The sequence below is a fragment of the Microbacterium sp. BWT-B31 genome (assembly GCF_041379855.1).
Classification (GTDB): domain Bacteria; phylum Actinomycetota; class Actinomycetes; order Actinomycetales; family Microbacteriaceae; genus Microbacterium.
This window is the reverse complement of record NZ_JBFECU010000008.1, coordinates 154,724-173,489: the sequence shown is the minus strand read 5'-3', so window position 1 is coordinate 173,489 and position 18,766 is coordinate 154,724. Positions and strand designations below refer to the sequence as shown.

Below are 18,766 nucleotides of genomic sequence, written 5' to 3'. Positions count from 1 at the left end.
CCGGAAGCTAAGCCTCTCAGCGCCGATGGTACTGCAGGGGAGACCCTGTGGGAGAGTAGGACACCGCCGGACACCCCCTTAACACGAATGGCCACCCCCACCGGGTGGCCATTCGCGGTTAACGTCCCGATTGGAGAACCGGTGGGCGGCGGCATCCTTTCTCTCATTCGCCACTTCAGGGGCGCGCTCTGATGGGCATCTTCTCGCGCAGAGCCGTCGAGACCACGCCGCTGGACGGCGTCGACCTCATCATGAGCGACCTCGACGGCGTCGTGTACGCCGGCGCGGGCGCCCTTCCGCACGCGGTCGAAGCCCTCAACCGGGCCCGGCCCGGCCGGCGGCTCGTGTACATCACGAACAACGCCTCCCGCACCGATTCCTCAGTGGCGGAGCATCTCGCGCAACTGGGCCTGCCCACGGCGCCGGAAGAGGTCGTCACGAGCCCGCAGGCGGCGATGCGCCTGCTCGCCGAGCGGATCCCTGCCGGGTCGACCGTGCTCGTGGTCGGGGGAGAGGGCCTGGTCGTCGAAGTCGAGAAGGCAGGCTTCCGGGTGACCCGCAGCGCCGAGGACTCCCCGGCGGCTGTCGTACAGGGCTTCGCACCCGAGGTCGGCTGGCTGCAGCTGGCGGAAGCCGCGTTCGCCCTCAAGGTGCCGGAAGAAGAGGGCGGCATCCCCTGGATCGCGACGAACACCGACTGGACGATCCCGCAGTCCCGCGGCATCGCGCCCGGGAACGGCACCCTCGTCTCTGCCGTGCACACCGCGGTCGGGCGACTGGCCACGGTCGCGGGCAAGCCCGAGATCCCGATCTTCGAAGAGGCCGTCGCACGCTTCGGGGCGAGGCATCCGCTCTTCCTCGGAGATCGCCTGGACACCGACATCCTCGGCGCCAATCGCGCGGGCATCGCTTCGGCCCTCGTGCTCACCGGCGTCGACCGACCCAAGCATGTGCTGGCGGCGCCGGCGGGATCCCGGCCGGGGTTCATCCTCGGCGACCTGCGTGAGCTGGAGCAGCCCTACCCGGTCGCGACCGTCGTCGACGGCGTCGTGACCGTGCGAGGCGCGCGCGTGCGCGTCGACGGCGCCGATGTCGAGATCCTCTCGACAGGCGAGCAGATCGATCTGCTGCGTGCCGGTGCGAAGGCGATCTGGGACACCGGTCGTGCGATCTTCGGCTTCCGCGTGCCCGAGCTGCTCTACGCGGATCCGTTCCATCGGCCGTGACGCTCCGCGGCGGTGTCCGGCCCTCCAAGTATCCTGAGGGCATGGACCAGCCGTCGGATGTCCCTGCTGAGGTGACCACGGCGTCGGTCGCACCCGACGACGACGATCTGCTGTCGGCGCTCGAGGTGATCGAGGGGCAGCCCCTCGCCGCCCGGGCCGCGGGGTACGAAGCGCTCCTCGACGCGCTCGCGAAGCGCCTCGAATCGGGGCCGACGGACGCGCGTCCATGACGATGCGGCTCGATGCGGCACTCGCCGCCCGCGGGCTCGCGCGTTCGAGGACCCACGCGGCCGCTCTGATCTCGGCCGGGATGGTCACCGTCGACGGACGGGGAGTCGTCAAGGCCGCGACCCAGGTCGGCGACGACGCGGTGATCGAAGTCTCCGGCGGCGACCACTACGTCAGCCGCGCCGCGCACAAGCTGCTCGCGGCGCTCGACGCGTTCGGCGTCGAGGTGGCGGGGCGACTCGCCCTCGACATGGGCGCGTCGACCGGCGGGTTCACGCAGGTGCTGCGCGAGCGGGGCGCTGAGCCGGTGATCGCAGTCGACGTCGGGCACGGCCAGCTGGCGGCATCGGTCGAATCGGACCCCGGGGTGATCTCGATCGAGGGATTCAACGTGCGCGACATGACCCGCGGCGCGCTGGCGGCGGCCAGCGGCATCGGCGCGGCGCCCCAGGTGGTCACCGGCGACCTGTCGTTCATCTCGCTCACGCACGTGCTGCCGGCGGTGCGCGAGGTCGCGGGCGACGGCGCCGACATCGTGCTGCTGGTCAAGCCGCAGTTCGAGGTCGGCCGCACGGGCGTGCGCGAAGGGCTGGTGAAGGATGCCGCGCTGCGCGCGGACGCCGTCACGACGGTGCTGTGGGCGGCGTGGGATCTGGGCCTGGGCACCATCGGCGTCATCTCCTCCCCGATCGTCGGCACGCACGGCAATGCCGAGTTCCTCGTGCATCTCGCGCCGGGACGCGGCGGCAATCCGACAGAATGGTTGGACTCGGTGAACGAACTGGCGGGGAGCGCATGACACAGGCTGATCGCAGCATCCTCGTGGTGGTGCACGCCCTGCGCCCGGACACGGTCGAGGCCGCCCAGCGGGTCGTCGCGGCGCTGCGGGCGGCGGGTGCGCGGCCCGTGCTGTCCGCCGACGACCACGCGCAGCTCATCTCTTCCGAGGCGGGCCTCGACGACGTCGCGGTGCTGGGCACCGACGTGCCGGTCACCGGAATCGAGCTGGCGATCGTGCTGGGCGGCGACGGCACGATCCTGCGCGCCGCCGAACTGGTCCGCGACGGTAGCGCGCCGGTGCTGGGCATCAACCTCGGCCACGTCGGCTTCCTCGCCGAGAGCGAGCGCGACGACATGGACGAAGCAGTCCGCCGGGTGATCGCGCGTGAGTACACCGTCGAGGAGCGCCTGGCGCTGCGGGTGCAGGTGAAGGACTCACGCAACGCACCCCTGTACGAGACGTGGGCGCTCAACGAGGCCTCCGTCGAGAAGGCCAGTCGCGAGCGCCTGCTCGAGGTCGTCATGGAGGTCAACGGCCGTCCCCTGTCGAGCTTCGGCTGCGACGGCGTCGTCGTCTCGACGCCCACCGGCTCGACGGCCTACAGCTTCTCGGCGGGCGGGCCGATCATCTGGCCGAACGTGGAGGCCATTGCGGTGGTGCCGCTGTCGGCGCACGCCCTGTTCGCGCGGCCCCTGGTCATCGGCCCCGATCAGACCGTCGCGATCGAACTGCTCGAGCGGGCGAGCACGCAGGGCATCGTGTGGTGCGACGGCCGCCGTTCGTTCGACCTGCCGCCGGGCGCGCGCGTGGTCGTGCAGCGCTCCGATCGCCCGGTGCGACTGGCGCGGCTGCACCTGGGCCTGTTCACCGACCGGCTCGTGCGCAAGTTCCATCTGCCCGTCGAGGGCTGGCGCGGTCCGTCCGCGATCACGACGGGAACGCTGCGCACCGCGCGCGACGAAGCGGGTGACGGATCGTGATCGAAGAGATGCGCCTGCGCGACCTCGGCGTGATCGCCGAGGCCGTGCTGCCCATCGGGCGCGGATTCACCGCGATCACGGGCGAGACGGGCGCGGGCAAGACGATGGTCGTGACCGGGCTCGGTCTGCTCATGGGCGAGCGCGCGGACTCCGGGTCGGTGCGGTCGGGCGCGGCGCAGGCCGTCGTCGACGGGGTGTGGATCGTGCCCGAGGAGGGCACCGTCGCCGATCGGGTGCGCGACGCGGGCGGCGAGTTGGAGCCGGCGGGCGAGGGCCTCGCCGAACTGTTCGTCGGGCGCACGATCTCGAGCGAGGGCCGCAGCCGCGCCTCGGTCGGGGGGCGCTCGGCGCCCGCGGGAGTCCTCGCCGACCTCGCCGACGAACTGGTCGTGGTGCATGGGCAGTCCGACCAGCTGAGGTTGAAGTCCGCGACGGCGCAGCGCGACGCGCTCGACCGATTCGGCGGGCACGAAGTCGCCGAGCCCCTGGCCGCGTATCGCGACGCCTACGAGCGCTGGCGGCGCGTCGAGCACGAGCTCACGACGCTCACCGCAGAGCGCGACGCCCGCGCACGTGAGGCGGCAGACCTGCGTGCGGCGATCGACGAGATCGAGCGGGCGGCCCCCCAGCCCGGCGAGGACGCCGAGCTCGCCGCGCGCGCCGAACGGCTCGCGCACGCCGAAGACCTGCGGGTGGCCGCCTCGACCGCCCATGAGGCGCTCTCGGCGGGCGACGGCGACGGTCCGGATGTCGTCGCGCTCGTGGGGGAGGCCCGCCGGGCCCTCGAGCGTGCCGCCGATCAGGATGCCGCGCTGGCCGCGCTCGCCGAGCAGTCGGCCGACCTCGGGTACCGGGTCGCCGACCTCGCCGGGTCCCTGGCCTCGTACCTGGCCGACCTCGACCAGGCCGGCCCGCACGAGCTGGCGGCGGTGGAGGAACGGCGTGCCGTGCTCGGAGGGCTCGTCCGCGCGCACGGGTCGCTCGAGGCCGCGATCGCACTGCTGGATTCCGGGTCGGCGCGCCTGGCCGAACTCGACGACGACGACGATCGCGTGGAGCGACTGGCGGCCGAGCGCGAGGTCGCGGCATCCGCTCTCGATGAGACGGCCGCCGCGCTCACCGCACAGCGCACTGCCGCGGCCGAGAGGCTCAGCGCCGCCGTCACGGCCGAACTGCGCGAGCTGGCGATGCCCGACGCCCGGGTCGTCGTCACGGTGTCGCCCGGCGCCGAGACGGCCGCGGGGCGCGACGAGGTCGCGATCCTGCTGGCGCCGCACCCGGGATCCGATCCGCGCCCGGTGTCGCGCGGAGCCTCAGGCGGCGAGCTCAGCCGCGTGATGCTCGCGATCGAGGTCGTGATCGCCGGCACCGACCCGGTGCCCACTTTCGTGTTCGACGAGGTCGACGCCGGCATCGGCGGCGCGGCCGCGATCGAGGTGGGGCGACGCCTGGCACGCCTCGCGCAGTCGAGCCAGGTCATCGCGGTGACCCACCTCGCCCAGGTCGCCGCGTTCGCCGACAACCATCTCACCGTCGTCAAGGCGAGCGACGGCGCGATCACCGCCTCGAGCGTCGCACGGGTGCACGGCGACGAGCGCGTCACCGAGATGGCTCGGCTGCTGTCCGGGCTCGGCGACTCCGAGCACGCCCTCGCGCACGCACGCGAGCTCCTCGAGATCGCCGCCGACGGCGCAACGCGCCGCGGCGGTGCCAGTTCCCAGCCGGCCGCACGAACCCGCTGATAGGATTGAAGCCCGTGATGCAGACTTCTGACTCAGACGCTTACGGAACCACTTCGAACGACACCACCAAGCACATCTTCGTGACCGGCGGTGTCGTTTCTTCGTTGGGCAAGGGTCTGACCGCCGCAAGCCTCGGCAACCTGCTCACCGCGCGAGGACTTCGCGTGGTCATGCAGAAGCTCGACCCGTATCTCAACGTCGATCCGGGCACGATGAACCCGTTCCAGCACGGCGAGGTCTTCGTCACGGACGACGGCGCCGAGACCGATCTCGACATCGGTCACTACGAGCGCTTCCTCGACATCGAGCTGAGCCAGGCCGCCAACGTCACCACGGGGCAGATCTATTCGCAGGTGATCGCCCGCGAGCGCCGCGGCGAGTACCTCGGCGACACCGTGCAGGTCATCCCGCACATCACCGACGAGATCAAGCGACGCATGCGCCTGCAGGCCACCGAGGAACCGCGTCCCGACGTCATCATCACCGAGATCGGCGGCACGGTCGGCGACATCGAGTCGCAGCCCTTCATCGAGGCCGCGCGTCAGATCCGTCACGAACTCGGCCGAACGAACGTGTTCTTCGTGCACGTGTCGCTCGTGCCGTACATGGGCGCGTCGGGCGAGCAGAAGACAAAGCCCACGCAGCACTCCGTCGCCGCGCTGCGGTCGATCGGCATCCAGCCCGACGCTCTCGTGCTGCGCAGCGACCGTCCCGTCACCGAGTCGAACAAGCGCAAGATCGCGCTGATGTGCGACGTCGACGAGGACGCCGTCGTCAACGCGATCGACGTGCCGAGCATCTACGACATTCCGACGATGCTCAACGAGCAGGGCCTCGACGCGTACATCGTGCGCACGCTCGGCATCGCGAAGGCCGCCGGAGTCGACTGGTCCCGCTGGTCAAAAGTGCTCCAGGCCGTGCACAACCCCAAGCACGAGGTCACGATCGGCCTGGTCGGCAAGTACATCGACCTGCCCGACGCGTACCTGAGCGTCACTGAGGCGCTCAAGGCAGGCGGGTTCGCACACGAGGCGAAGGTCACTGTGACGTGGATCCCGTCCGACGTGTGCGAGACGCCTGAAGGCGCGGCGAAGGCGCTCGGCGAGATCGACGGCATCGTGGTTCCGGGCGGCTTCGGCATCCGAGGCATCGAGGGCAAACTCGGCGCACTCCGCTTCGCCCGCGAGCAGGGCATCCCGACGCTGGGCATCTGCCTGGGCCTGCAGTGCATGGTCATCGAGTACGCGCGGCAGAAGGCGGGCCTGGCCGGGGCGTCCTCGAGCGAGTTCGACCCCGACACCGAGTTCCCCGTGGTCGCGACGATGGCCGAGCAGGTCGACATCCTCGACCACGGCGACCTGGGTGGCACCATGCGCCTGGGCCTGTACCAGGCCGACCTGGCCGAGGGGTCGCTCGCCGCCGAGCTGTACGGCTCGGCGTCGGCCTCCGAGCGCCACCGGCACCGCTACGAGGTCAACAACCGCTATCGCGACCAGCTGGCCGAGGCGGGCCTGGTCTTCTCGGGCCTGTCGCCCGACCGCAACCTGGTCGAGTACGTCGAGCTGCCGCGCGATGTGCACCCGTTCTACATCGCGACCCAGGCCCACCCCGAGCTGCGCTCGCGCCCGACCGCGCCGCACCCGCTCTTTCGCGGGCTGATCGGCGCGGCGATCGAGCGTCACCGCTCCAGCGAGCTGTTCGACGTCGAGAATGACTGAGGGGATGCTGCGCGACGAGCCGTTCGCACCAGAGGTCGTCGCCACCGACCTGGTGTACCAGGGGCGCGTGTGGGATGTGCGCAACGACACCTTCCGCTACGGCGCCGCCGAGCTCCAGCGTCAGTACGTCGACCACCCCGGCGCCTCGGCGATCGTCGCGCTGGACGAGGAGGAACGCGTGCTGCTGATCCAGCAGTACCGGCATCCGATCCGCTGCCGCGACTGGGAGATCCCCGCGGGGCTGCTCGACGTCGAGGGCGAGTCGCCGCTCGAGGCCGCGCGCCGCGAACTGGCCGAAGAGGCCGACCTCGAGGCATCCGAATGGGTGCCTCTGGTGAGCGCCTTCACGACGCCGGGCGGCAACGACGAAGTCGTGCACCTGTTCCTGGCCCGCGGTCTCACACCGCTCGCGCACGCGCACGAGCGCGAGGCCGAGGAGGCCGACATCCGCGTGGAGTGGGTGCCGCTGGCGGATGCGGTGACCGGGGTGCTCGAGGGGCGCCTGCGCAACGGCATCCTCGCGATCGGCGTGCTGGCCGCCGCCGAGCGTCTGCGACGGTCACAATCGTGAGGTGAGACTCGACCGGGCCGTCGACGTGTACCTGCGTCACATCTCGGTGGAGCGCGGCCTGTCGGAGCACACCGTCGGGGCGTATCGCCGCGACCTGGCCACCTACCTCGCCTGGCTCGCGGGACGCGGCATCCGTGATTCTGCAGACGTCACGCAGGAGCTCGTGACCGCCTTCGCGGCCGAGCGCGCCGCCGCGGTGCCCGCGCCGGCGGCGGCGAGTCTGGCACGGCTGCAGTCGTCGGTGCGGGGTCTGCACCGCTTTCTCGCGCGGGAGGGCATCGAGGCCGACGACCCGAGCGGGCGGCTGCGGCCGCCGAAGGCGTCCAGGCGGCTGCCGAAGGCGCTCACGATCGAGCAGGTCGAATCGCTGCTGGATGCCGCGGGGCCGGCCCCCGGCGCCGCGAGCGACGCCGACCTCGTGCCGCTGCGCGACCGCGCGCTGCTGGAGCTGCTCTACGCCACCGGGGCCCGCGTGTCGGAGGCGGTCGGGCTGGATGTCGACGACGTCGTGCAGGGCGACCTGCTGCGGGTGCGCGGGAAGGGCGCCAAGGAGAGGATCGTTCCCGTCGGCTCCTACGCGCGGACGGCCGTGGACGCGTATCTCATCCGGGCCAGGCCCGAGCTCTCGCGGCGCGGGCGTGCGACGTCGAAGCTGTTCCTGGGCGTGCGGGGCGCGCCGCTGTCGCGGCAGAGCGCATGGCTGGTGATCCAGCGCGCCGCCGAGCGCGCGCAGCTGACCGCCCACGTCTCGCCGCACACGCTGCGGCACTCCTTCGCGACGCATCTGCTGCAGGGCGGCGCTGACGTGCGGGTGGTGCAGGAGCTGCTCGGCCACGCCTCGGTCGCCACGACCCAGATCTACACGCACGTGTCGATCGAGGCGCTGCGCGACGTGTACGCGACGTCGCATCCGCGCGCGCTGTGAGGCGCGGGCCGGCCAAGCGCCCGGACCCGCAAGGGGCCGACCCGGGGCGCGGCATCCTTTCGTCCCCGCGCGCGGTGGCTACAATCGAGCAAGCAACGTGTGAGAGCAGGAGACTCGGTGGCTGGCAGCGCGACGAAGGGCACGGCGAAGGCCCCGCAGGCAGACGGGGAGCCGATCGGCCCGACCGGTCGTCCTTATCACGGGTTCCCGACGCCGCCTGCGCTCGACGAACACGGTCCCGCCCGCATCATCTCGCTGTGCAACCAGAAGGGCGGCGTCGGTAAGACGACCACCACGATCAACCTCGCCGCAGCATTGGCCGGCTACGGGCGCAAGGTGCTCGCCGTCGACTTCGACCCGCAGGGGGCGCTGTCGGCGGGCCTCGGCGTGCAGACGCACGAGATCCCCACGATCTACGACCTGCTGCTGGACATCCGCACCGATCCGCGTGAGGTGATCGTGCCCACCGGCACCGAGAACCTGGACCTGCTGCCGGCCAACATCGACCTGTCTGCCGCCGAGGTGCATCTCGTGAACGAGGTCGCCCGCGAGCAGACCCTCGCGCGGGTGCTGCGCAAGGTGTCGGCCGAGTACGACGTCATCCTGATCGACTGCCAGCCGTCGCTGGGCCTTCTGACGGTCAACGCGCTCACGGCGAGCCACGGCGTGGTGATTCCGCTCGAGTGCGAGTTCTTCGCGCTGCGCGGCGTCGCCCTGCTCATCGAGACGATCGACAAGGTGCGCGACCGGCTGAATCCCACGATCACGCTCGACGGCCTGCTCGCGACGATGTACGACCCGCGCACGCTCCACTCGCGCGAGGTGCTCGAGCGCGTGGTCGACGCATTCGGCGACGATGTGCTCGAGACCGTGATCGGCCGTACGGTGAAGTTCCCGGATGCCTCCGTCTCGGGCGTTCCCATCACCGAGTTCGCGCCCGAGCACGCGGCCGCACAGGCGTACCTGCGGCTGGCGCGGGAGCTGGTCGCGCGTGGTGCCGTCGCCTGACGAGCAGTCGGTCGTCCCTCGAACGCTGCGCGACCAGACGCCTGCGGTCGACGCAGAGGCGGGTTTCCGCGTCTCGCTGTCGAACTTCGACGGGCCGTTCGATCTGCTCCTGACGCTCATCTCGAAGCACGAGCTCGACATCACCGAGATCGCGCTGTCGCTGGTGACGAACGACTTCATCGCGTATCTGCGTGAGCTCGGCCCGGATGAGGAGCTGGACGAGGCATCCGAGTTCCTGGTGGTGGCTGCGACCCTGCTCGACATGAAGGTCGCGGGACTCCTGCCGCAGGGCGAACTGGTGGATGCCGAGTCGGTGGCGCTCCTCGAGGCGCGCGACCTGCTTTTCGCGCGGCTGCTGCAGTACCGCGCGTTCAAAGAGGTCTCGGCGTGGTTCGAGCGGTCGATCCGGCGGGAGGACACGCGGCACACGCGGTCGGTGCGGCTCGACGAAAAGTACCGCCGGGCCGTGCCGGAGCTGGTGTGGACGCTCAGCGCCGAAGACTTCGCCGCGCTCGCGGTGATCGCGATGACGCCGAAGGAGATCCCGCACGTCGGACTCGACCACCTGCACGCGCCCCTGGTGAGCATTCGCGAGCAGGCTGCGATCGTGGTGACTGTGCTGCGGGATGCCGGCAGCCTGACCTTCCGCGAGCTGATCGCGGGGGCGGGGCAGCCGGGGGTGGTGGTGGCGCGATTTCTCTCGGTGCTCGAGCTGTACCGCCACGCCGCGCTGTCGTTCGAGCAGCTCGAGCCACTGGGCGAACTGACCCTGCGCTGGACCGCCGAGCGGTGGTCCGATGAGAACCTTGCGACCCTGGGGGCCGACTATGACCGATGACCGTGTGCCCGTGGCATCCGATGCGCCGCCGTCGACGACGGATGTCGCGCGCCGCCTGGAGGCGATCCTGCTCATCGTCGACGAGCCGCAGAGCCTGGTGAGCCTCGCGGCGGCGGTCGCGGCGCCGGTGGCGGCGGTGCGTCAGGCCATCGAGGGGCTGGTGGAGGACTACGACGGGCTCGCGGGCGGCCCCCGCCGCGGGTTCGAGCTGCGCGAGGTCGGCGGCGGATGGCGGCTGTACGTGCGCGAGGAGCACGACGACGTCGTGAGCGAGTTCGTGAACAGTCAGGCGCCGTCGCGGCTGTCCCAGGCGGCGCTCGAGACGCTGGCGGTCATCGCGTACAAGCAGCCCATCACGCGCGGGCAGGTGGCATCCATCCGCGCCGTCAATGTCGACTCCGTGGTGCGCACGCTGTTGTCTCGGGGGCTGATCACGGAGCTGTTCACCGATGCCGAGACCGGCGCGATCAACTACGGCACGACCGACGCTCTGCTGGTCAACCTCGGGATCAACTCGCTCGACGAGCTGCCGCTCATCTCGCCGCTGCTCGACGGCGCCGACGAGGTGGGCGGGGCGGACGGACTCGGAGGAGGAGTGCGATGACAGGAGCGCAGGTCAGCTCCCGTGCTGCGGTGCAGCCGGGTGGTGCGCGGCCGTGGACGATGCCCGGAAGGGAGCAGACATGACCGACGCCGACCAGAGCAGCACCGTGCGTCTGCAGAAGGCGCTCGCGAACGCGGGAGTCGCCTCGCGGCGCGTGGCAGAGCAGTACATCGTCGAGGGCCGCGTGCGGGTGAACGGCGAAGTCGTCACCGAACTGGGCTCGCGCGTCGACCCCGCCGTCGACCTCATCGACGTCGACGGCACCGCCATCCAGCTGGACCAGTCCAAGCGCTACGTCATGCTCAACAAGCCGACCGGTGTCGTCAGCACGATGAGCGACGAACGCGGACGCCCCGACCTGCGGCGCTTCACGAAGGACTGGCCCGAGCGCCTGTACAACGTGGGGCGACTGGACGCCGACACCAGCGGCCTGCTCGTGCTCACGAACGACGGCGAGCTCGCGCATGTGCTCGCCCACCCGTCGTTCGGCGTCACGAAGGTGTACATCGCGAAGGTCGACGGGCGCGTCACGCCGCAGACCATCGCGAAGCTGACGCGGGGGATCGAACTGGAGGACGGCCCGATCGCGGCCGACAAGGCCCGGCTGCTGGATGCCTCGGCCGCAGGCGGCCGCGGGGCCGGAAGCTCGCTCGTCGAGCTGACCCTGCACTCGGGCCGCAACCGCATCGTGCGGCGGATGATGGCCGGGGTGGGGCATCCGGTCACAGAGCTCGTGCGGCGGCAGTTCGGCCCGCTGCACCTGGGAACCCTCCCAGTCGGAGCGGCGCGCGAGTTGACTAAAGTGGAACGTGGTGCGCTTCTGACTCTCGCGCGCCGTTCAGATCCGGCCCCAGACCAGAACCCAGGGGCGCGGAATACTCAGGAGATCGAGTGACCGATTCCGTTGGATCGACGCGTGCGGGCGCGACCCTCGCGGCCCGCGTACAGGGCACCGTGCGCATCGTCGGCGCAGGCCTGCTCGGTTCGAGCATCGGCCACGCGCTGACCGCGCTCGGCGTGGACGTCGCCCTGCACGACGCGTCGCCGTCGCAGCTGCGCCTCGCGATCGACTACGGCGCCGGGCGCGCCTGCCGCGTCGATGACGACCCGGTCCTGGTGGTCGTGGCCGTGCCGCCGGATGTCACGGCCGACGTCATCCAGCACGAACTGGCCAGCCACCCGCGTGCGACCGTCACCGACGTGGCGAGCGTCAAGCTCGAGCCGCTGCGCATCCTTCAGGAGCGCGGCGTCGACCGAACCCACTACATCGGCTCGCACCCGCTGGCCGGGCGCGAGCGCGGGGGAGCGATCTCGGCGCGATCCGACATCTTCGTGGGGCGCCCGTGGGTCATCTGCCGCGACGGCGACACACCCGCAGCCGACCTCGCGATCGTCGAAGACCTCGCGCTCGACCTCGGCGCCACCCCGATCGAGATGACCCCCGACGACCACGACCGCGGTGTCGCGCTCGTCTCGCACGTGCCGCAGCTGGTCGCGAGCCTGCTCGCCGCGCGTTTCGTCGACGCGCCCGACGGTGCGATGCGCCTTGCGGGGCAGGGGGTGCGCGACACGACGCGCATCGCGGCATCGGCCCCCGAGCTGTGGGTGCAGATCCTCGGCGCGAACGCCGATCCCGTGGTCGACGTGCTCGACGCGCTCGCGGCCGACCTGTCGTCGGTTGCCAGCGCGTTGCGCGCCCCGGAGGCGCCCGGCGCCCGACGCGCCGTCGCCGACACGATCCGCCGCGGCAACGTCGGGGTGGAGCGCCTGCCCGGCAAGCACGGGCAGAACCGCCGGTTCGAGCAGGTCGTCGTGATGGTCGACGACACCCCGGGCCAGCTCGGGCGCCTGTTCGGCGAGCTCGGGGAGCTGGACGTGAACGTCGAGGACCTGCGTCTGGAGCACTCGCCCGGCGCCCAGTTCGGGCTCGCCGAGATCAGTGTCGTGCCCGGCGCGGTGGTTCGTGCCGTGGAGGGCCTCGAGACCCGCGGCTGGAAGATTGCGAGCACCACCAATGACTGACCCGTCGACGAACCCCGAGACTGTGATCGTCGCGATCGACGGGCCCGCCGGAAGCGGCAAGTCGAGCGTCTCGAAGGAGGCCGCACGCCGCCTCGGCTTCGGATTCCTCGACACCGGCGCGGCCTACCGCGCACTGGCGTGGCACGTGCTCTCCCGCGGCGGCTCGACCGCCGACGCCGCTGCTGTCGAGGCGGGCCTGGACGACTTCGACTATGCGATCTCGCTCGACCCCGATGGCTTCTGGGTGCGCGTGGGCCAGACGGATGTCACGGCCGCGATCCGTGAGCCGCGGGTGTCGGATGCTGTGTCCGGCGTCGCCCGCGTTCCCGCCGTGCGTCAGTCGGTCAACGCCCTGTTCCGGGCGCTGGTGACAGGATCCGGCCGGCCCGGGGTCGTCGTCGAGGGCCGCGACATCACGACGGTGGTCGCGCCGGATGCGCCGGTGCGGATCCTGCTGACGGCGGCGCCCGAGGTGCGGGCCGCGCGACGCAGCGCGGAGCTGACGAGCGAGGATGCGGCATCCGTCGCCGACGCCCTGCGCAGGCGCGACGCATCCGATTCGAAAGTGGTCGACTTCCTGTCGGCCGCGCCGGGGGTCACCGTCGTCGACTCGACCGACCTCGACTTCGCACAGACCGTCGAGGCTGTGCTCGACGTCGTGCACGCAGAACTCGCGGGCGCACAGCCCGCAGGAGCGGGCTGTGCGCCCGCCGAACGAGGCGAAACCGTGAAGGGGGCCCGCGATGGGCGCTGAGGACGAGTACGAGGGCGGTCCTGACCAGCTCGCCGAGAAGATGGCGGGAATCGATGAGCAGCTCGCCGAGCAGCGAGCGTCGACGCTCCGCGCGTCGCTGGCCGACTACGACCTGGATGCCGAGGACGCCGAACTGCTCGAGGGGCTCGGGCTCGGCGAAGACGGCGTCGAGTATCTTCCGGCGCTGCCGGTGGTCGCGATCGTCGGGCGGCCGAACGTGGGCAAGTCGGCGCTGGTGAACCGCATTCTGGGGCGCCGCGAGGCCGTCGTCGAAGACACCCCCGGTGTCACGCGCGACCGTGTCACATACAAGGCCGAGTGGATGGATCGCCGCTTCTCGCTCGTGGACACCGGCGGATGGGAGCCCGACGCCAAGGGCATCGACCGCTCGGTGGCGCTGCAGGCCGAGGTCGCGATCGACCTGTCGGATGTCGTGCTGTTCGTCGTGGACGCGATGGTGGGCGCGACCTCCACCGACGAGCACGTCGTGAGGCTGCTGCGCAAGAGCGGCAAGCCCGTGTTCGTCGTGGCGAACAAGATCGACGACTCGCGGCAGGAGCCCGAGGCTGCGGCGCTGTGGAATCTGGGTCTGGGCGAGCCGTACCCGGTGTCGGCGATCCACGGCCGCGGAGTCGCGGACCTGCTGGACGAGATCATGAAGGTGCTGCCCGAGGTGTCGGCCGTCGCCAAGCAGGAGATCGGCGGACCGCGTCGCGTCGCGATCCTGGGTCGGCCGAACGTGGGCAAGTCGTCGCTGCTGAACAAGGCCGCCGGCCAGGAGCGCGTCGTCGTCAACGAACTGGCCGGCACCACCCGTGACCCGGTCGACGAGGTCGTGGAGGTCGGCGGCAAGCTGTGGCGGTTCGTCGACACCGCCGGCATCCGTCGCCGCGTGCATCTGCAGCAGGGCGCCGACTTCTACGCGTCACTGCGCACCTCGACCGCGCTCGAGAAGGCCGAGGTCGCCGTCGTCGTGCTCGACGTGAGCGAGCCGATCAGCGAGCAGGACGTGCGGATCATCGACCTCGTGCTCGAATCCGGGCGCGCGCTCGTGCTCGCGTTCAACAAGTGGGATCGCCTGAACGACCCCGACATGGACGGAATGGACCGCCGCCGCTACCTCGAGCGCGAGATCGAGCAGGACCTCGCGCACGTCGCGTGGGCGCCGCGCGTCAACATCTCGGCGCGCACGGGCCGTCACCTCGACAAGCTCGTGCCCGCGCTAGAGACCGCGCTCGCATCGTGGGATCAGCGGATTCCGACCGGAAAGTTCAACGCGTTCCTGTCCGAACTGGTCGCCGAGCACCCGCACCCGGTGCGCGGCGGCAAGCAGCCGCGCATCCTGTTCGGCACGCAGGCGGCGACGCGTCCGCCGACCTTCGTGCTGTTCACGACCGGATTCCTCGACCCGGGCTACCGCCGGTTCATCCAGCGGCGCCTGCGCGAGCTGTTCGGCTTCGAGGGCACGCCGATCGTCATCAACATGCGGGTGCGCGAGCGCAAGCAGCGGTAGTCCACTCGGCGGCTGCCGGTTCAGGATGATCTCGACACACCGCCTCCGGCGGCACTCGATCCGGCGGCCGCAGGCCGGACCATCGCCGTGGCATCGGGCTCTGCGAACCCGAACTGTCGATACAGCCCGTGCGCGTCGGCGGTGAACAGCACCCACCGAAACCCGCGGCCGGGGCCTTCGTCGATCATGCGGCGGATGAGCCGCTTGCCGAGCGCGGCTCCGCGGTGCTCTGCGAGCACAAAGACGTCGGCGAGGTGCGCGAAGCCCACGCCGTCTGAGACCGCGCGGGCGAAGCCGACCTGCGCGCCGGTGTCTGCGCGGTACGCGCCGACCACGCGCCAGGCCGAGGCGAGCTGGGCCTCGACGTCGGCACGCGTGCGCCAGCGGCCCCAGTAGGCATCGGTCGACAGCCAGTTCCACACGACGTCGGGCTGGATGCGGGCCGGATCGTCGTCGAGTTCGTACTCCATCGGGTCATCGTGCCAGGCACGGCGCGACCGTGCGCGGCGGGGGAGCAGGCCACCGTCCGGCCAGCGGCTCTGTCTCGTCGTGTGTCACGAAGCGGAGCGGTTCGCCGGGCACCGCGGGGGTGTGTGCAAGGCTGGGCGGGTGACGATCGAACCTCCCGCACCTGAAGAGCCGCGGCGCCCGTTCGGTCCACGCGACCCGGGCGACGCGTGGGTGGTGGCGCCGACCGGCGAACGCTACTGGGGCCGGTTCGGCGCGGCGGGGCTGCTCGCGTTCGATCCCGCACGCGGCGTGCTGCTGCAGCACCGCGTGTCGTGGAGCCACTTCGGGGGCACGTGGGCGCTGCCCGGAGGTGCGCGGCACGAAGGCGAGTCCGCCCGCGACGGCGCGCTGCGCGAGGCCGCCGAAGAGGCGGGGGTTCCGGATGCCGCGGTGCGGGCCCGCTTCGCGAGCGTGTTCGATCTCGGCTACTGGTCGTACACGACCCTCGTGGGCGAGGTCGTCGAGCCGTTCGAGCCGATGATCTCGGACCCCGAGAGCGTCGAGCTCGCGTGGGTGCCCGTCGACGAGATCGGGTCCTTCGCGCTCCACCCGGGGTTCGCCGCGTCGTGGGAGCAGCTTCGCGGATTGCTCGAGGTGCGCCCCGCCGTCATCGTCGACGCCGCAAACGTCGTCGGGTCGGTGCCCGACGGCTGGTGGAAGGATCGAGCGGGCGCGGCGCAGCGACTGATCGACCGGGTGCGTGCGCGGGGTGCGGCGGGGGTTGCCGCCTCGGCGCTCGGCCTCGGAGCCGACACGTGGTTCCCCGAGTGGACGGTCGTAGTGGAGGGGCAGGCGAAGGCCGTGGCGGACGGCGGCGACGGTGTCGAGGTCGTGCGGGCCGAGGCATCCGGCGACGATCGCATCGTCCACGAGGCGAGGCGCCTCGTGGCCGCAGGGCGCGCGGTGACCGTCGTCACGAGCGATCGCGAACTGGCGCAGCGAGTGACGGATGCCCGAGCCACCGCCCGCGGCGCGCGCTGGCTGCTCGACCTGCTGCCGTAGCTGCGTTCGGCTCGCCCCGCGGTCACTCCCGCCCGCGGAAGCGATCGATCTCGCGGCGTTCGCGCTTGGTGGGGCGCCCGGCGCCGCGGTCGCGCTGCGCGATCACGGGGGTGGGATCGCGCTCGGGCGTGCGATCTTCGACGGATGCCGCGACCAGCGCCGCCCCGACCCGCTTCGCGATCGGCTGCCGGACGACGAGGATGCGGTCGAACCCGTGGATGCGCACCCGCAGTTCGTCGCCCGGTCGGACCGGTTGCGCGGGCTTTGCCCGTTCGCCGTTCACGCGCACATGCCCCGCGCGGCATGCGTCGGTCGCCGCGGTGCGGGTCTTGTACACGCGGATCGCCCAGAGCCAGGCGTCGACGCGTGCCGTGCCGCTCATGCGATCGTGGCGGCGACGGGCGCGCTCTCGTCGGCGGAGCGCGCGGCGGCCGCGCGCAGGGCGATGATCGCGCCGACCGCGAGCAGGCACTGGCCGACCGTGTAGGTGACCATGACGAGCGGGCTCGTCCAGTCGGGCATGGCGTCGGGAAGGAAGATGCGGAACGCGAGGATCGTGTCGGAGCTGAGAAACACCGCGCCGCCCCATGCGATGAGCGGGTGGCAGCGGGATGCCGCGACCGCCGTGCCGCCGAGCACGAGGCCGTAGACGGCGACGGCGATCGACAGGTCGCCGAGGTGCGGCCACAGCACGACGAGGACGCCGACCCACCACACCGCGTAGACGAGCGCCCACCATGGCACGCGGCGCACGGCCAGGCGGCGCCCGAACAGCCAGATGTAGCAGAGGTGCGCAAGCCCGAAGCACAGCAGCATCATCGGCAGCGTCGGCGCGAAGGGGAAGAACACCGCGGCCCCGTCGCCGAGCCACGACAGCGCGATCGCCGTCAGCAGGAGGGCAAGGACGAGGCCCCGCCGCCCTGCGCGCCCCACGACGAGCACGACGCCGAGCGCGAGCAGCGGCATCAGCGCGAGCTTCGTGGGCCCGGCCACTGCGTCGGCCCCGACGGCGAGCGCGCCGACGTGCACGATCGACACGGCGGCATATGGGACGAAGGCGATCCAGGGGTGCTTCATTGCTCTCCTCATCGAGACGACGGACGCTCCATCGTCGCACGCCCGGGAATCAGTTTCATACGGTCAGGCCGACGACGACCCGCGTGGGCTTGTCGCGGGAGATCTCATGGAACCCGGCCGACTCGAACGTGGACAGCGCGCCGTGATACAGGTCGTTCGACGACACCTTCTGGGCGGCCTCGGTGTCGATCGCATAGCCCTCGATGTAGCGCGCCCCGTGCTTCTTCGCGTGGGCGACGGCGGCGCCCAGAAGCGCGGAGTTGAGACCCTGCCCGCGGTATTCGCGCCGCACCGAGAAGCAGCTGACCGCCCACACAGCGGGATCGTCGAACGGCTCAGGCGACTGCGCCGCGAACGCGCGCGTGCGAGCCAGGCGCGGTTGGCGAGTGCGCGGGGCGACCTTCACCCAGCCGGCGGGCTCGCCGTCGACGTACGCGATGAGTCCCGGCGCAAGCTGTTCGGCGTGCTGCTCTCGCAGCATCGCTTCGCGCTCGGCCTGCGTCGACGCGTCGAACGCGCTGGCGGTCAGCATCCACCACTGGCATTGGCAGCTGCGCCCGTCGCCGCCCCCGCGCAGCACGCTCTCAGTGGCGTCGAAGCGGTCGGCTGTGGCCGGGACGATCTCGATCTGAGGCATACGAGCGACGGTAGCCGGGGCATCCGACATGCGACAGAGGCGGATGCCACGCCCGGGCCGCGCTCGGTTCGCGACCGCCTCGCGAACCGGGTAGGATAGGGGAGTTGTCCGCGCCACGGCGGGGGCATCGGGATGTGGCGCAGCTTGGTAGCGCACTTGACTGGGGGTTAAGTGGGTTCAACCTCCAGCAGCCCGAAAAAGTGAACAACGGGATGTGGCGCAGCTTGGTAGCGCACCTGACTGGGGGTCAGGGGGTCGCAGGTTCAAATCCTGTCATCCCGACAGAGAAATCCCCGGTGAGGCTGAGAAAGCCTCGCCGGGGATTCGTCATTTCCGGCGAGCGCACACAGATTGCGCACACAGGCCGCGGAACGCCTCAGCCGCCCTCCGTCGGCGGCATGTCGCGCACCGCGTCCGTGGAGTAGTCCCACGCGCGTTCGAACAGCTCCGCGGCGTGCTGTGCGCAGCGCCCGTACTGTTTCGCGGGCTTGCCACAGCCCGGCTCAGCGCACACGGACGCGGCTCCTACCCGGAGCGCGGTCGGCTCCTCATGAGGAGCGCGGGGAGGTGGGCCACGGCTACATCACGATTCCCGGCGCATCCGGCGTGCGGGCCGTCCGCACACTGAGG

The 18,766-nt window shown here is 71.3% G+C and carries 21 protein-coding genes and 1 tRNA gene; 17 read left to right on the top strand and 5 right to left on the bottom strand.

Annotation, left to right across the window (positions count from 1 at the left end; translation table 11 throughout):
* Window positions 1–191 precede the first annotated feature (191 nt).
* The 15 genes from AB1K54_RS10565 (at window position 192) to der (ending at window position 14,910) form a co-directional block, all read left to right on the top strand.
* Window positions 192–1,226 (top strand): HAD-IIA family hydrolase, encoded by a 1,035-nt coding sequence (locus tag AB1K54_RS10565; protein ID WP_371202707.1) that lies wholly within the window; start codon window positions 192–194, stop codon window positions 1,224–1,226.
* Window positions 1,227–1,267: 41 nt separating this feature from the next.
* Window positions 1,268–1,456, top strand: coding sequence for a hypothetical protein (locus AB1K54_RS10560; protein ID WP_371202706.1), 189 nt, complete (start codon window positions 1,268–1,270; stop codon window positions 1,454–1,456).
* Window positions 1,453–2,253, top strand: coding sequence for a TlyA family RNA methyltransferase (locus AB1K54_RS10555; protein ID WP_371202705.1), 801 nt, complete (start codon window positions 1,453–1,455; stop codon window positions 2,251–2,253). The genes AB1K54_RS10560 and AB1K54_RS10555 overlap by 4 nt, the downstream gene beginning before the upstream one ends.
* Window positions 2,250–3,215, top strand: coding sequence for an NAD kinase (locus tag AB1K54_RS10550; protein ID WP_371202704.1), 966 nt, complete (start codon window positions 2,250–2,252; stop codon window positions 3,213–3,215). The genes AB1K54_RS10555 and AB1K54_RS10550 overlap by 4 nt, the downstream gene beginning before the upstream one ends.
* On the top strand, window positions 3,212–4,957 hold the full coding sequence (gene recN / locus AB1K54_RS10545) for a DNA repair protein RecN (protein WP_371202703.1): 1,746 nt from the start codon (window positions 3,212–3,214) through the stop codon (window positions 4,955–4,957). Before AB1K54_RS10550 ends, recN begins: the two co-directional genes overlap by 4 nt.
* 17 nt (window positions 4,958–4,974) lie before the next feature.
* A complete protein-coding gene (locus AB1K54_RS10540) occupies window positions 4,975–6,675 on the top strand; it encodes a CTP synthase (RefSeq protein ID WP_371202702.1) in 1,701 nt (566 codons plus the stop codon).
* Window positions 6,668–7,246 (top strand): NUDIX domain-containing protein, encoded by a 579-nt coding sequence (locus AB1K54_RS10535; RefSeq protein ID WP_371202701.1) that lies wholly within the window; start codon window positions 6,668–6,670, stop codon window positions 7,244–7,246. The genes AB1K54_RS10540 and AB1K54_RS10535 overlap by 8 nt, the downstream gene beginning before the upstream one ends.
* 1 nt (window position 7,247) lies before the next feature.
* A complete protein-coding gene (gene xerD, locus AB1K54_RS10530) occupies window positions 7,248–8,171 on the top strand; it encodes a site-specific tyrosine recombinase XerD (protein ID WP_371202700.1) in 924 nt (307 codons plus the stop codon).
* A 117-nt stretch (window positions 8,172–8,288) separates the two neighbouring features.
* Window positions 8,289–9,179: a ParA family protein gene (locus AB1K54_RS10525; protein WP_371202699.1), complete on the top strand. Its 891-nt coding sequence runs from the start codon at window positions 8,289–8,291 to the stop codon at window positions 9,177–9,179.
* Window positions 9,163–10,017 carry a ScpA family protein gene (locus tag AB1K54_RS10520; protein ID WP_371202698.1) on the top strand — a complete coding sequence of 285 codons (855 nt, stop codon included), beginning with the start codon at window positions 9,163–9,165 and terminating at the stop codon, window positions 10,015–10,017. The genes AB1K54_RS10525 and AB1K54_RS10520 overlap by 17 nt, the downstream gene beginning before the upstream one ends.
* A complete protein-coding gene (gene scpB / locus AB1K54_RS10515; RefSeq protein WP_371202697.1) occupies window positions 10,007–10,621 on the top strand; it encodes an SMC-Scp complex subunit ScpB in 615 nt (204 codons plus the stop codon). The genes AB1K54_RS10520 and scpB overlap by 11 nt, the downstream gene beginning before the upstream one ends.
* A gap of 79 nt (window positions 10,622–10,700) precedes the next feature.
* Complete coding sequence (locus tag AB1K54_RS10510; RefSeq protein ID WP_371202696.1) at window positions 10,701–11,516, top strand: pseudouridine synthase; 816 nt, start codon at window positions 10,701–10,703, stop codon at window positions 11,514–11,516.
* Window positions 11,513–12,643 (top strand): prephenate dehydrogenase, encoded by a 1,131-nt coding sequence (locus tag AB1K54_RS10505; RefSeq protein WP_371202695.1) that lies wholly within the window; start codon window positions 11,513–11,515, stop codon window positions 12,641–12,643. Before AB1K54_RS10510 ends, AB1K54_RS10505 begins: the two co-directional genes overlap by 4 nt.
* The gene (gene cmk, locus AB1K54_RS10500; RefSeq protein WP_371202694.1) at window positions 12,636–13,397 is read left to right on the top strand and encodes a (d)CMP kinase; all 762 of its coding nucleotides are present in this window, start codon (window positions 12,636–12,638) and stop codon (window positions 13,395–13,397) included. The genes AB1K54_RS10505 and cmk overlap by 8 nt, the downstream gene beginning before the upstream one ends.
* Window positions 13,387–14,910 carry a ribosome biogenesis GTPase Der gene (gene der / locus AB1K54_RS10495; RefSeq protein ID WP_371202693.1) on the top strand — a complete coding sequence of 508 codons (1,524 nt, stop codon included), beginning with the start codon at window positions 13,387–13,389 and terminating at the stop codon, window positions 14,908–14,910. The genes cmk and der overlap by 11 nt, the downstream gene beginning before the upstream one ends.
* Window positions 14,911–14,930: 20 nt before the next feature.
* Here the strand turns inward: der and AB1K54_RS10490 are convergent, their stop codons facing one another.
* Window positions 14,931–15,380, bottom strand: a complete 450-nt coding sequence (locus AB1K54_RS10490) for a GNAT family N-acetyltransferase (RefSeq protein ID WP_371202692.1) — start codon at window positions 15,378–15,380, stop codon at window positions 14,931–14,933.
* Between the two features lie 139 nt (window positions 15,381–15,519).
* Between AB1K54_RS10490 and AB1K54_RS10485 the strand changes: the two genes are divergently transcribed.
* Complete coding sequence (locus AB1K54_RS10485; RefSeq protein ID WP_371202691.1) at window positions 15,520–16,422, top strand: NUDIX domain-containing protein; 903 nt, start codon at window positions 15,520–15,522, stop codon at window positions 16,420–16,422.
* Window positions 16,423–16,444: 22 nt separating this feature from the next.
* Here the strand turns inward: AB1K54_RS10485 and AB1K54_RS10480 are convergent, their stop codons facing one another.
* From AB1K54_RS10480 to AB1K54_RS10470, 3 genes are read right to left on the bottom strand one after another with little or no spacing between them, the layout of a single operon-like run.
* The gene (locus AB1K54_RS10480) at window positions 16,445–16,804 is read right to left on the bottom strand and encodes an RNA-binding S4 domain-containing protein (protein WP_371202690.1); all 360 of its coding nucleotides are present in this window, start codon (window positions 16,802–16,804) and stop codon (window positions 16,445–16,447) included.
* Complete coding sequence (locus AB1K54_RS10475) at window positions 16,801–17,499, bottom strand: lysoplasmalogenase family protein (RefSeq protein ID WP_371202689.1); 699 nt, start codon at window positions 17,497–17,499, stop codon at window positions 16,801–16,803. The genes AB1K54_RS10480 and AB1K54_RS10475 overlap by 4 nt, the downstream gene beginning before the upstream one ends.
* 55 nt (window positions 17,500–17,554) lie before the next feature.
* Window positions 17,555–18,136 (bottom strand): GNAT family N-acetyltransferase, encoded by a 582-nt coding sequence (locus AB1K54_RS10470; RefSeq protein WP_371202688.1) that lies wholly within the window; start codon window positions 18,134–18,136, stop codon window positions 17,555–17,557.
* A 208-nt stretch (window positions 18,137–18,344) separates the two neighbouring features.
* Here AB1K54_RS10470 and AB1K54_RS10465 point away from each other — a divergent pair.
* Window positions 18,345–18,418: transfer RNA gene (locus AB1K54_RS10465), tRNA-Pro, on the top strand.
* A gap of 94 nt (window positions 18,419–18,512) precedes the next feature.
* Here the strand turns inward: AB1K54_RS10465 and AB1K54_RS10460 are convergent.
* Window positions 18,513–18,650: a hypothetical protein gene (locus tag AB1K54_RS10460; RefSeq protein ID WP_371202687.1), complete on the bottom strand. Its 138-nt coding sequence runs from the start codon at window positions 18,648–18,650 to the stop codon at window positions 18,513–18,515.
* Window positions 18,651–18,766 lie beyond the last annotated feature (116 nt).